The following is a 12,594-nucleotide window of genomic DNA, read 5'->3' as shown; positions in this document are numbered from 1 at the left end:
TCTCTGTTCAAGCAACTACTTTTCTAATTGTTCCATGACCAGTGCAATGAACGACTGAACATAACTTTCCTGCTGTGCCTTGGGTCTGCTGGCCATCCATATTGAATGCTTGGTCACAGTGTCTCCTGTTTCAACCTTGGCTAACGTCCCCAGATCAAGATAGGGCTGTGCCAACAAGGAAGAGACAAAGGTAATTCCATAACCGGCTATCACGGCCAGAATCGTCTCGTTCACTCCATTAAATTGCAGTTCGATCTTGGGTTGCCCTACTTTTCTGTCTTCGCACAGCCGAAGCAGTCTCTCTCTGGCCGCACTGCCTTCCTCTCTCATAATAAACGCCTCAGATACCATGTCTTCAAGACAGACCTGCTGCTTGGCAAAAGGGTGCCCGGAAGAAACCACAAACACGTACTCATCCTTGTACAATTCGCGGTATTCAAAGTTTCCCGTATTATGGGAAGGAAACTCCATATCACTGTAAATAGCCACGTCCGCTTCAAAGTTTATTAATTTTTCCATAGTTTCGTAAGAATTGGCGGTCGAAATCTGAATTCCAAGATCGCGAAACCGTTGTTTAAATAAGGAGGCCCATCTGGGAATGAGCAGGCTTGTAGCAAGGTAATTGCCTGCGATGCGGATATTCCCCATCGGAAATTTGTGATAATCTTCAATCATTTGCTCTATTTGTTCACCCATAGCAAACAGTTTCTCAAGTGGCTGGATCAGCCTGTGTCCAAGTGGTGTGAGCGCCATCCTCTTCCCTCTCACTTCTAATAACGTAATGTTATTCTCCCGTTCAAACTTACGAATCTGTGCGGATATCGCGGGTTGGCTGATATGCAATCGCTCCGAGGCTTTGGTTACACTACCTGTTATCGCCACGTAATAAAACAATCTCAATACATGAAAGTTCATCTGAATACCTTCCTAACGATATGAATGGAACGCTGTATTTGTGCAAACAGGAATTTACAACTATAAATATACATTATGAATATTAATTATTATATAATGTTTATTTATATTCTCTTATTTTATACTTACATCTATAAATAAGGGAGGCTTCGAACATGACAGAAACCGTATTATATTTAACCCGCCATGGGCAGACAGAATGGAATTTGCAGAAGAGAATGCAAGGGCATCAGAATTCAGCTCTTACTAACCTGGGAAAGCAGCAAGCTGAATGGTTGAAGGAGCGTTTAGAGGGAGAGAACTTAGGCGCGATCTATTCAAGTAGCAGTCTAAGAGCATTGCATACCGCGCAAATTTTGAGGGGAAATCGAACGCTGCCTATTCAACAGTTGGATGAATTGATGGAAATCAATATGGGGATATGGGAAGGAATGAAAACCGAGCAAATAGAGCAAGATTATCCCTTGCAATATGCTCGATTTTTCACCAGTCCTGATCTATATGTTCCTGTCAGCTTAGGCGAGACGTACGAACAGCTAGAACAAAGGGTGATTCCCGCTGTTGAGTGCATCCTTAATGATAACCCGGGACAGAAGCTGCTCATTGTTACACACCGAATGACCTTGAAAGTTATAATGGCTCATTTTCTCAATAAAACACTGCGGGAAATCGGGGAAATGCCGGATATTTTCTCCACTGCTTTATGTAAAGTACAAGTAATAAATGGAATACCACACGTCGATTTGCTGGGTGATACTTCACATTATCGTGGAGCACAGAACCAGGAAAGCAAAATCGGTAAAGCTATTTGTTAGCAGATGGGAGACCGGTTCAGGCTTAGCTAGGACAAATTGCTCCTAAGGACTCCCATCTTTTTCAAATTCAATATAATTGATAACATGCAGCTGAGTGAAACAAGCCCCATCCATAGGAATAGTGAATACGACATCCACACGCTAATCATGTAGTAATTATTGTTTAACAGATAAGGCCAGAATATAACTAATACCAGCAACATCGCTCTTAGGATAATAACAAAAATCACTATAATCCTCTTGTTCCTTGTCTTTTCAACATTTTTATTTTGCTTGCTTCCTCCAGCTAATTTAATCACCTTAAGACTTAAACTAATGGCTGCTAGTAAGGCCAGGAACGAAAAGATCAAATCAAGCAATATATAACTGTCATCGTATGTAAATTTATTCATTGGATTACCATTCATATTCTCATGCAGGTTATGTGCAATCAGCGAAGGTGCAGTTGAATTCAAATTAGTTAATACTAATACGGCCTCAAGTTTCCCTATATCCATAATAAAATGTGAGGAATAATTAGGATTACTTCCACTGTGGCTAATCACCCGTTCTTCTGGATCATTACTCCAACCGTATGAATAGTATTGGTTCTTCTCTTCATATCCAGCGGTTTGGAGGCCCACCTCATGAGATTGCTGAATAGCTCTCCTCAGACCCTCCGGGATATCACCCATTCCTAATTGGGCATTCATCCAATGCTCCAAATCCTTTATATTCGTCACCAAATATCCAGCAGCAATATTCCCATAATATCTGGGGGCATCATATTGGAAGCTTTTGCCGAAAAACACCCGGTATCCTCTGGTAAGCTGATCCGGTTTCTGTTCCTGACCTGTTGAAAAATAACTGTCCGTCATTTTTAGCGGAACCAGTATATTCTGAGTTACATAATTCTGATAGCTTGTACCTGTAACTTTCTCAATAATCATCGCCAGAATATCATAATTTACAGTTGCATACTGATATTCTGCCCCCGGGTATGTATCCAATGAAATATCTGAAATATTATTTATGGTTTCGTCAAGCAGATTCTCAGTAGTTCCTTCAGGAATTAACTTTATACTCCAAGACGGAATCCCACTTGTATGAGCTAACAGCTGATCAATTGTAATATTCACATTCTCTTCTTGAAAGGTTGGGACAAAACGGGGAAGATACTCTGAGACAGCATCCGAATAAGCCAATTTCCCCTCATCTTTCAACAGAATAATAGCCAGAGCTGTAAACGCCTTGGTCGTCGATCCCAATTCAAATAACGATTCTTCAGTGACCTTCTTGTCTAGGTCAACATCTGCGTATCCGTATACTTTATAATCTGTATTGCCCTGCTTGGATGAGACTATCGCTACTCCTGGAGTCGCTGTTTTGGCCATAAGGGTCTCTACCATATGCTCCTCAGTATCATATTTCCCTACCGTAAACAACGTTCCAAACGCGCCCCTGTCAACAGCGGCAGTAATGATTACAATAAGCAAGATTACACTTGCTAGTGCTAAGCCTTTTCTCCTAAATAAGTTCTTCATTGTCTCTCCTCTTCATGTTCGTATTATTTCATACTCCGTACAGCATCGTTCTTCATTTAGTTAGACGTTCTATTCCTCAACTTCTCTGCAACTATTTGACAGGAATCCTCTCCACTAACCGTTTACACAAACTTAAAGACAACCAAAAAAGCTCCTGCCAAAACATCAGCAGAAGCTTCTTTGAACTATTTTTAGACATTTCAGGTCAATTAGTATCTTCGTCACTTTTGTATTCTAAGATATCGCCAGGCTGACATTCTAAAGCCTTACAAATCGCCTCTAAAGTGGAGAAGCGAATTGCTTTTGCCTTTCCATTTTTTAATATAGACAGGTTAGCCATCGTGATTCCAACCCTCTCCGTAAGTTCGGTTACGCTCATTTTCCGCTTAGCCAACATCACATCAATATTGATTATAATCGCCATAGTTTTCACCTCAGACTGTCAAATCATTTTCAGATTTTAGTTCAATCGCCTCTGTTAAAAGCCTTTGGAGAACAGCAGCAAAAACGGCAATCACCATGGAGGCAAAGATAATAATCAATCCGATGACTATGATTCCAGGGGCATCATCCTTCTCCGCTATGAGATAGAAGAGTGGCATGCCTAACACATACACGCTGCTGATTGTAATCGCACAGAATTTTATATTTTTTAATACTCGTACTGATAATTCTGAGAAAGCTTTGTTCTTGTCAATATAGCCCAGAAGTTTAAAAGCTTGATACAGAGCAATGTAAAAAGGAATCGCCGATGCATATAAATCGAGATAAACGAGAAATTGGATGTACGTCATCTCCGGATACAATTCTGCTGCAAAACTCGCGATCTCAGGTACCAGAAATATGCACAAAGCCAGAACCGGGATTCCAATCAGAATAACTGCTGCCTTTAAAAAGAGTGTTGTTCCTCGTTTCATAAAAAGCCCCTCACTTATGTTTAAATTTAATATGACTTTAGCATATAATTTATCGTTTTTCAATAAATAATTAGTGAATTTAAATATATTATTGTTGTTAATATGTAAAAGACAAAAAAGCTCCTGCAGCACTATGCTGCAGAAGCTTTTATCTTTTCGTCACTTAAGTGCGACGCCCTTTACGTTCACTCAAACCTGCGATAACAGACCAGCTCTGTTGCCGGCTGTTTAAAACACTTTTGTCGTCCACGATTCGCAGTTCCATGTTTCTGTCACGATATCGCGGTAAAACTCGGGCTCATGGGAGATCAGCAAAATACTGCCCTTGTACGCCTTGAGCGCGCGCTGCAGCTCGTCCTTCGCATCCACGTCAAGATGGTTGGTTGGTTCGTCCAGTACGAGCAGATTTGTCTCACGGTTGATCAGCTTGCACAAACGGACTTTGGCTTTCTCGCCGCCGCTTAAGACCGCGATCTTGCTCTCGATATGCTTGGTTGTCAGACCGCATTTAGCAAGAGCCGCCCGAATTTCAAACTGCGTATAGGACGGGAACTCGGTCCAAATTTCTTCAATACAGGTGTTGTAGTTCGCATCCTTCATTTCCTGCTCGAAATAGCCGATTTCCAGCAGGTCGCCGAGTTTGACCGAACCGGAGATCGCCTGAATCTGGCCGAGAATGCTGCGCAGCAGCGTCGTCTTCCCGATCCCGTTCGCACCGACGAGCGCTATTTTTTGTCCCCGCTCCATGCGCAGGTTCAGCGGTCTGGACAGCGGAGAATCGTAGCCGATCACGAGTTCATTCGTTTCGAAAATCAGCTTGCCGGAAGTGCGCGCGTCCTTAAAGTTGAACTGCGGCTTCGGTTTTTCCCTCACGAGCTCGATAACCTCCATCTTATCCAGCTTCTTCTGCCGGGACATCGCCATATTCCGCGTAGCCACGCTGGCCTTGTTCCGCGCAACAAAGTCCTTCAGATCTGCGATTTCCTGCTGCTGACGTTTGAACGCAGATTCAAGCTGCGACTTTTTCGCCTCGTACACCTGCTGGAAATAGTCATAATCCCCCACATAACGGGTCAGTGCCTGATTCTCCATATGGTAGATCAGGTTGATGACACTGTTCAGGAACGGAATGTCATGCGAGATCAGAATGAAGGCATTTTCGTATTCCTGCAAATACCGCCTCAGCCACACGATGTGCTGCTCGTCAAGATAGTTCGTAGGCTCGTCAAGCAGCAGAATGTCCGGTTTCTCCAGCAGCAGTTTAGCCAGCAGCACCTTAGTCCGCTGCCCCCCGCTAAGGTCATGGACGTCCTTATCCAAGCCGATGTCGGTAAGTCCAAGTCCGCGGGCGGTTTCGTCGATTTTGGCGTCGATCATATAGAAATCCTGGCTCGTCAATGTGTCCTGAATGGTTCCAACATCCTCGAGCAGCTGCTCCAGCTCCTCCGGGGACACCTCACCCATTTTGCCGTACATGTCGTTCATCTCTTGTTCCATATCGAACAGATACTGGAACGCTCCGCGCAATACATCACGGATCGATTGTCCCTTGGTAAGCACCGCGTGCTGGTCCAGATATCCGGTCCGCACTCGTTTAGCCCATTCAACTTTACCTTCGTCCGGTTGAAGCTTGTCTGTGATGATGTTCATGAAGGTGGATTTACCTTCACCGTTGGCACCGATCAGACCGATATGTTCGCCCTTCAGCAGGCGGAAGGATACATCGGTGAAAATCGCCCGGTCTCCAAACCCGTGACTCAGCTTTTCTACGTTTAATATGCTCATGTATTTAACACCTTTTCCTTTATTCTTTATACTCGTCATATTATAAAGGCTAAAGCGCCACAACTCCATACGGTTTTAAAAAATCTTACATTTCCCTTAACCAAAAACAAGCCATCCCCTCACACGGTCTAAGGGGAAGGCTTGTTCAATTATGCTTCATTGCACTCTGGCTGGGCTGTCCCCGGTAGTATCAGAGTGCCGCAATCCGCTGCTGGATACGCGGAAACAGCCCAAAGGCATTTTCGTAAAATACCTTCTCGTGATGCTGCTCAGGCACAAGCCGGCGGACGAATTCCGCATACAGGTCAATTGGGGCAAGCGGCCAATCGGTACCGAACAACATTTTCTCGTAATGGTCGGAGTACACCAGTGCCCTGCGGAAATGGTCCATGAACAAGGGTTCGTTCATAAACCGTTCAAAATGGGGCCGGTCGCCGACGACAAGGCCGGACAAATCGGCATAGACGTTCGGATTCTTGGCCACCACTTCGGCAGCGTCCATCACCCAGGGATCACCCAGATGGCAGATCATAAAGTTCACGCCGCGCTGCTGGTAAGCTAATTCATCCACGGTAAGAGGATGCGAATATTTAAGCAATCCATTCATCGAATACGTATCGCCGGTATGAATGACTACAGGCAAGCCGTATTTGGCAGCCAGCTCATAGACGGGTGTATAGATTTTGTCATAGACGTAATGATGGTAGTACCCGGCGTAGAGCTTAATTCCCGCTACCTCGGGAGCTTGCAGACGTGCTTCGATTCGGTCAAGCTCCTCTTGGACATGGCCCCCTGCAAGCATGTTCGGGTTGATGCCAACGCATTCCATTAAGAACGGCGGAACATTGGCTTCCAAATCAAGACCCATCGGATTGGGTGAAGTAGAGTCAGGAAAGGCTCCCTTCGTCTGTTCCGTGACCCCCATACCAATGCCGAGAACGACACCGTTCTTGTCAAATTCCGCCTTGAGGCCAGCGGCTGTGTAATCGACCTTGGACAGATCCGCCGCTGTTTGATGAAAGCTGTCGATGTCAGACAGATGAATGTGTATGTCAATGATCGGCATTTAAGCTCTCCTTTTCGTCAGTGGGACTGGTAAAGGCCAGCTTCAGGAGACCCCGTACATCCTCTGGATTCAGAGGGGTCTCCCCCATGATCAGGAAGGTTGGCTGTGTCCAAGCGGTTTCTCCGTTCAGAAGTGGAAGATGATGACCCACATCATGAGCGAATACCTTATTGTTCACATACGCTGAAGCCCTCTGGTTGGGGTAATTATTCACAACATGCAGCATGTCCTTACGTGAAGTTGCACCAACTCGCAAGATCCCCTTAGAATCCAGATGAGCTTCCACTTTCCCAAGAATGAACTTGCCTTCCCCGGGGAATTCCATCCTCCCTTCGGAAAAGACAGGTGAAGGCTTGAAGTAACTATCCTCCGATAGCGAATACTGTGGCAGAACCATTCCACTTCTGTTGGTCACCGAATGCAGCATACAGAGCACAGGGACGCCGGGCAGCATAAGGTAATGCTGGTTGATTGTGATCCCCCGGTTTGCCTCCTGCTTTTCGATAGAAGTGGTTAATCGCAGACCTTTCCAGACATTGCCGTGTACATCCATCCGCTTCACCCATGCTGCGGTTCTCGTCTCCTGCTGCCGGCTGAATCCACCCATTCCGGAAATTCCTACGCCGAGACCGCCGTACCAAGGATTCCACCAGGAACGCGGAACGGCTTCCGGGTAGGAGCTGTCCAGCCATTCTTCCCCTTGGTGCTTCAAGGAATGCACCACGCTTCCGAACTGAGGGGCAGCCGCTATCGAAAGTACTCCGTTACTCACCGTATAAACGGAACCCGCCGGACCTTCTTCGATCTCGCAAACAACAGTTGTTTCCGTCTGAGGGAACCAAAGACCCGACCGCTCCTGAATGCGATCCTCTCCGCGATAGACGACCCGGACCTTCTGGCCGGAGTTTCTGTGTCCTGGTGATCCCATTTCCTCAGGAGAGAGCTCAAAGCCCGCAGAGCGTAAATCCTGCTCCCTTTGCAACTCGATACCAGCCGCTCTCTGCTCCGCTCCGCCATCGTTTTGCACATACAGATCGAGGCTTCCTGCAAGCGGGGTCATCTTTCGTTCGAGTAGTTCTGCCTGAAGCGCACCCGCCGCAAACGGATTTCCGCCGCCGAGTGTGAGTTCCAGATGATCGTCCAGCACCGGGATGACCGAATTCTTCTGCTTTCTGGCGAAGGCGCGGAATTCCGGCCACTTGGGAAAGGTGTTTAGTGCAAACACAGTTGCCTTTGTCCGCACGACCTCTCCAGCGGAAATCTGCCCAAGGTTATGCTCAAGCCCAAGCGTGTATTCCGGGCGAAGCAGCTTCAGAGAAGGGTCCCAGCAAATTCCGCAGGTGACGTTCTCTTCCTTGCAGAACATCCAGTTCTCCGTGACCTGGTCGCTGTCCCAAAGACCCGGATCGCCGGCGTACGCATCGCCCATGTCCACGTAATGTCCCTGATACGGCAGGATGAGCTGCTTGCCAAAAAAGCCGAAATTCGCCAGTACATACATGTTCTCATCCAGTGCTTTGCTGCTGGTGTTGCAGATCTCATGATGAAACTCAGCGATTCCGTTTGCGAATAGCTTAGCCACCGTTGTTATCTCCATACCCGGGAATTCATCCGACGCGTAGAGCGCTTCGAGAACCTGGCTCTCCCCTTCCGGGTAGATCTTCACGCTGACGGCCTGCTTCTTAGAGAATTCTTCTGCGAACGGCTTGCCTAGCTTCGGAAAGGTCCACCAGAAGTTATGGCTGGAGCCGGGATATTCAATCCACATTCCATTGTCGGACTTGTTCATATGGAGCGAGAAGGCGCCGTTCACGGCGACCCACTGATCACCCTCCTGCCCGCCGAAGCGGCCCTGCGTCCCCTTCATTAGAACGGATAGTTTACTTGTGAAGGAGACCGCCTTTTGCCCAATTGGAACGGCCGTCACTTCAACATCCTGTGAGTAAAGCCCGTAGGACAACAGGGTGAAGGGTACCGGGATAGAAGCTTTGCTCTTAGCCGGAACCGTGAAGCGTACTGCACGTTCACCCCACTGCAGGAATTCCTCCTCCGGCAAGTCAAAAGCGAACTCCGCTTCCGAGGCGAAGTTATTCTCTACGTTCAGATACAGCTCGGCCGGAAGGCCCGGATACAGCTCCCGGGTTGGCAATGCAATCTTCATCTTGACCGGAAATTTCGGAGCTACGCCAATACGGAACTCAGCCCGCTTGCCACCGATGATCCATTGGCTCATCACAACCGGATGGGTCTTCTTGTCATTCTGCTCCTCCCGAACCGGATCAAGCTCGAAATCACCCTCTACAATGACCGATTCTCCCGCAGCGAGCGTATGCATAGCGGAAAGATCAAACCGGATGTTCTTGTCGTTCTGGCCCTTGATCTCAATCGCCAGCTCGGAAGCAGAACGATTCTTGATCACATAACGAATCTTGTAAGCGGAGCCAAACACAAGATCATGATCGTCGATTTCAGTGGAGATTTCATAGTCAGGTGTATCAAGAGCGGTCAGCCCGCGACCGGACTTCTCGAATTCTGCCCGCAAGGAGAGTTCTCCCTTTTGCCATGTGTAATCAAAGAAATCAAAACCACGCTCCCGCCGGCCATCCGGCTGAATGGGAAGTTCGCGGTTGCTGTCTGCGTACCAATCCAGCTCCTCGAAATAGGGAGCAAGCGCCTCAGTCTGCAGAACGGTTGGGATGAAGTTCATCAGATGGACGTAATCTTCATTCTTTTCCCAGAAGAATCCGCATTTCTTATACATCGGCACAGCCTTGGTGTTGCCTGCCCAGGTAAACAGATCGAGACGAGGCCACCCCGCTTCGACGGTCTTGCGGACGGCGTTCAAAATCAGATTACGGCCTACCTTGTAACCGTGATAATCAGGTCGCACATTTAATAACGGTACGTACAATGCCCCTTCATCTTGGCGGTAATGTGCAAAACTGCAGAATCCGACCACCTCTATGCCATCGACAGCGAGAAACACATGAAGATTGGCCGAAACCTCCATCTCCCTGCGCACACTGTCTTCTGTTCTGTGGTTGGTGCCGCCGCCCCAGCTTTCGTTACTGCGGTTCCACATCTCTGCGACCGCCCCAGCGTAAGAAGGATCGTATTCAATAATGCGGATTTGTTCTGTAGGGATAATTGCTGTCATGAGCTCATCTCCTTATGTTTCAAATATGGATATGTAATCTTCTTTAGCAGAGCAATAATAGCCCTATAAGTTCTCATTATACTATTAATTGGAAGACCATTACGAGGGCTAAAACTCTTATACTTAAAGAGTACATAGCACAGTCTGACCCTATTACAGGAAATAGCGGCAGTCATGGACGACGAAATCATGTCCCGGACTGCCGCTGTTTTATTGGACTTTCGTTCTCTCCTAACCCTTAATGCTCAGCTTCTTAATTTAGGTTGCTAGAGCAAGACTCGTTACCGCACTGACTAGTTCAACCCGCTCGTCTTGCGGCCATGATGCCCACCTGACAAACTGGCCTCCTGTCCCCTTTCCGGCTCCGGCACTAGCATGAGAATGACGATACCTGCAATGAACAGGACAACAAGGCTGAAGACCCCCATGCTCGTGTGGCCGGTGAGCTGCGCGGTGACTCCGATTAGAAGAGGCCCCAGAATCGATGCGAACTTGTCGAAAATATTATAAAACCCGAAAAACCGGTTAGCGTTCTCCTTCGGCACCATCCGTGCGAAGTAAGCCCGGCTCAACGCCTGAATGCCGCCTTGCGAGGTGGCGACCAGCATCGCAAGCACCCAGAAGTCGAACACCGACTTCATGAAATAAGCGTAGATACATACGATGATATAGACGCAGATACCGACATACAGCATGGTTTTGCCCGAGAACCGATCCGCCAGACGCCCGTACAATATTGCAAATGGAGCAGCGACAACTTGCGTGACAAACAATATAATGAGCAAATCAGTCGACTTGATGCCGAGATCAGTTCCATAAGCGGTTGACATCGTAATGATTGTCCCGACGCCGTCGATATAGAAAAAATAAGCAAGCAAGAAAAGGAAAATCGCGCGATGCTGCTTGATTTGCTTTAAGGTCTCGTAGAGACGCTTGAAGCTGTTCGCAACGATTCGCGGCTCGCGGTTCAAGTAATGCTTCTGGTGTACATTGCGGAGCATGGGTAAGGTGAAGATGCCCCACCAGAGGGCCGTAATGAAGAAAGCGATTTGGCTCGACACCGTGACGGAGATCGGCAGAATTTCTTGCTCAGCAAGAAGAATGATCGCGATGCTGATGATAAAAGGAATCGTGCTGCCTATATACCCGATCGCAAATCCGCGGGCAGACACCTTATTCATCCGTTCGTTGTCGGTGACGTCTACTAGGAACGCATCGTAGAACACATTGGAGCCCGCCGACCCGATCGCGATGAACATATAGCAGATGAGCAGCAGCTCCCAACTGTCGTTCGGAATAAACGTGAGCAGCGCGGTAGCGACTATGCCGAGCAAGCTGAAGCAGGCGAAAAACGTTTTTTTGAACCCTTGGTAATCGGCAATTGTGCCCAAGATCGGGCCTAGCAGGGCAAGTATAAACGTCGAAACTGCAACAGCATATCCCAGGTAAGCCGTAGAATCCGCGGCACTAATGCCAGCATCCTGAGCTGCTGCTTTGTAGAAGAGCGGAAAGACTGCCGTCGAAATGATGATAGAGTAGGCGGAATGACCCCAGTCGTACCACATCCAGCTTTTTTCTTCCTTCGAATATGTACTCATAAACTGAGCCTCCTGAATGAACCGAATGCTTTTATGTGTAGGGAATGTGGGTTTGGACTAGGTGAAATGACTCATAAAGGAAGTATAAGGCTTGAAATCGCAAAAATAACACGATATTTGTAAAAATTGATGGATATAGAATTTATAAAGAGCGATGAAGATGATCAAGAAAAAAAAACAATTTAGGCATTAGTCGTTACAGAGATAGGGACAGATACATAGTATGGGGTATAAGTTAAAGCAAAGGAGGAACAACAATGAGTGGTTGTGCAGGATTCGGAGGGAATACTTCTACTACTGTCATCTTGGTGCTTTACATTCTGTTGGTAATTGTTCTGAGAACGTTCTAAAATGATATTAAAAAAACAAGAGCCTACGCTATGGAGGCTCTTTTCCCATTTATGTTATGTGTACAATAAAGTAATGACAAGCAGCTCGTACAGGACAAGAGTTAGAATCATCTCATCACTACTGTAAGAAGGACTTCCGAAAAAAGCACGCTGCCCTCCTTGCTTTGGAACTGCGAAATACAGTAAGCCTCTGTCACAATGCACAATTCTCCCGACGTAAACTTGACCGTCCAGGGTTTCAATTCTGACAATTTGATTACCATGTTGTTTACATATATGCTGTAGGTGGCTTCTAATGTTTTTTAAGTTTTGAACAGATTGGCTGTCTGCTTGATACAAAACTTTTTGCTGATATCCTGCAGTTTGAAAACTCATGGTCAACACTCCCTTCCTAATAAACTAATACATCATATGCCTAGTGCAATTACATGGTTCGTTGCTTTAGAAAAAAGTTCTATGAACCTCCCT

Annotated in this window: 11 protein-coding genes; 2 read left to right on the top strand and 9 right to left on the bottom strand. The window is 46.9% G+C overall.

Features of this window, described 5'->3' with window-relative positions; all coding sequences use genetic code 11:
- Nucleotides 1–15 precede the first annotated feature (15 nt).
- Nucleotides 16–915, bottom strand: coding sequence for a LysR family transcriptional regulator (locus NYE29_RS23225; protein ID WP_340897706.1), 900 nt, complete (start codon nt 913–915; stop codon nt 16–18).
- Nucleotides 916–1,070: 155 nt separating this feature from the next.
- Between NYE29_RS23225 and NYE29_RS23220 the strand changes: the two genes are divergently transcribed.
- A complete protein-coding gene (locus tag NYE29_RS23220; RefSeq protein ID WP_340897704.1) occupies nt 1,071–1,730 on the top strand; it encodes a histidine phosphatase family protein in 660 nt (219 codons plus the stop codon).
- A gap of 26 nt (nt 1,731–1,756) precedes the next feature.
- Here the strand turns inward: NYE29_RS23220 and NYE29_RS23215 are convergent, their stop codons facing one another.
- From NYE29_RS23215 to NYE29_RS23185, 7 genes are all read right to left on the bottom strand, one after another.
- Nucleotides 1,757–3,253 (bottom strand): serine hydrolase domain-containing protein, encoded by a 1,497-nt coding sequence (locus tag NYE29_RS23215; RefSeq protein ID WP_340897702.1) that lies wholly within the window; start codon nt 3,251–3,253, stop codon nt 1,757–1,759.
- Nucleotides 3,254–3,458: 205 nt separating this feature from the next.
- Nucleotides 3,459–3,677, bottom strand: a complete 219-nt coding sequence (locus NYE29_RS23210) for a helix-turn-helix domain-containing protein (RefSeq protein ID WP_038593853.1) — start codon at nt 3,675–3,677, stop codon at nt 3,459–3,461.
- A 10-nt stretch (nt 3,678–3,687) separates the two neighbouring features.
- On the bottom strand, nt 3,688–4,170 hold the full coding sequence (locus NYE29_RS23205) for a DUF2975 domain-containing protein (protein ID WP_340897701.1): 483 nt from the start codon (nt 4,168–4,170) through the stop codon (nt 3,688–3,690).
- Nucleotides 4,171–4,398: 228 nt separating this feature from the next.
- The gene (locus tag NYE29_RS23200) at nt 4,399–5,955 is read right to left on the bottom strand and encodes an ABC-F family ATP-binding cassette domain-containing protein (RefSeq protein WP_340897699.1); all 1,557 of its coding nucleotides are present in this window, start codon (nt 5,953–5,955) and stop codon (nt 4,399–4,401) included.
- Nucleotides 5,956–6,145: 190 nt separating this feature from the next.
- Entirely contained in the window at nt 6,146–7,021 is an 876-nt protein-coding gene (locus tag NYE29_RS23195) for an amidohydrolase family protein (protein WP_340897698.1), read from the bottom strand.
- Complete coding sequence (locus NYE29_RS23190; protein ID WP_340897696.1) at nt 7,008–10,178, bottom strand: GNAT family N-acetyltransferase; 3,171 nt, start codon at nt 10,176–10,178, stop codon at nt 7,008–7,010. The genes NYE29_RS23195 and NYE29_RS23190 overlap by 14 nt, the downstream gene beginning before the upstream one ends.
- Nucleotides 10,179–10,471: 293 nt before the next feature.
- Entirely contained in the window at nt 10,472–11,776 is a 1,305-nt protein-coding gene (locus tag NYE29_RS23185; RefSeq protein WP_340897694.1) for an MFS transporter, read from the bottom strand.
- 257 nt (nt 11,777–12,033) lie between these two features.
- Here NYE29_RS23185 and NYE29_RS23180 point away from each other — a divergent pair, with 257 nt between their 5' ends.
- Nucleotides 12,034–12,126 carry a YjcZ family sporulation protein gene (locus NYE29_RS23180; protein ID WP_340897692.1) on the top strand — a complete coding sequence of 31 codons (93 nt, stop codon included), beginning with the start codon at nt 12,034–12,036 and terminating at the stop codon, nt 12,124–12,126.
- A gap of 54 nt (nt 12,127–12,180) precedes the next feature.
- Here NYE29_RS23180 and NYE29_RS23175 read toward each other — a convergent pair whose 3' ends face one another.
- Nucleotides 12,181–12,501 carry a hypothetical protein gene (locus tag NYE29_RS23175; protein ID WP_076114330.1) on the bottom strand — a complete coding sequence of 107 codons (321 nt, stop codon included), beginning with the start codon at nt 12,499–12,501 and terminating at the stop codon, nt 12,181–12,183.
- Between the last annotated feature and the right edge of the window lie 93 nt (nt 12,502–12,594).

Origin of the sequence: Paenibacillus sp. FSL M7-1046, assembly GCF_038007405.1 — a bacterium.
Lineage (GTDB): Bacteria > Bacillota > Bacilli > Paenibacillales > Paenibacillaceae > Paenibacillus_AQ.
Note: the sequence above shows the minus strand (reverse complement) of the source record. Positions and strands in the feature narration are given on the sequence as shown.

Excerpts from the sequence above, each read along its gene's own strand:
- NYE29_RS23205 (WP_340897701.1), bottom strand. The coding sequence starts at position 4,170 with ATGAAACGAGGAACAACACTCTTTTTAAAGGCAGCAGTTATTCTGATT.
- NYE29_RS23220 (WP_340897704.1), top strand. The coding sequence starts at position 1,071 with ATGACAGAAACCGTATTATATTTAACCCGCCATGGGCAGACAGAATGG.
- NYE29_RS23215 (WP_340897702.1), bottom strand. The coding sequence starts at position 3,253 with ATGAAGAACTTATTTAGGAGAAAAGGCTTAGCACTAGCAAGTGTAATC.
- NYE29_RS23175 (WP_076114330.1), bottom strand. The coding sequence starts at position 12,501 with ATGAGTTTTCAAACTGCAGGATATCAGCAAAAAGTTTTGTATCAAGCA.
- NYE29_RS23180 (WP_340897692.1), top strand. The coding sequence starts at position 12,034 with ATGAGTGGTTGTGCAGGATTCGGAGGGAATACTTCTACTACTGTCATC.
- NYE29_RS23225 (WP_340897706.1), bottom strand. The coding sequence starts at position 915 with ATGAACTTTCATGTATTGAGATTGTTTTATTACGTGGCGATAACAGGT.
- NYE29_RS23195 (WP_340897698.1), bottom strand. The coding sequence starts at position 7,021 with ATGCCGATCATTGACATACACATTCATCTGTCTGACATCGACAGCTTT.
- NYE29_RS23185 (WP_340897694.1), bottom strand. The coding sequence starts at position 11,776 with ATGAGTACATATTCGAAGGAAGAAAAAAGCTGGATGTGGTACGACTGG.
- NYE29_RS23210 (WP_038593853.1), bottom strand. The coding sequence starts at position 3,677 with ATGGCGATTATAATCAATATTGATGTGATGTTGGCTAAGCGGAAAATG.
- NYE29_RS23200 (WP_340897699.1), bottom strand. The coding sequence starts at position 5,955 with ATGAGCATATTAAACGTAGAAAAGCTGAGTCACGGGTTTGGAGACCGG.
- NYE29_RS23190 (WP_340897696.1), bottom strand. The coding sequence starts at position 10,178 with ATGACAGCAATTATCCCTACAGAACAAATCCGCATTATTGAATACGAT.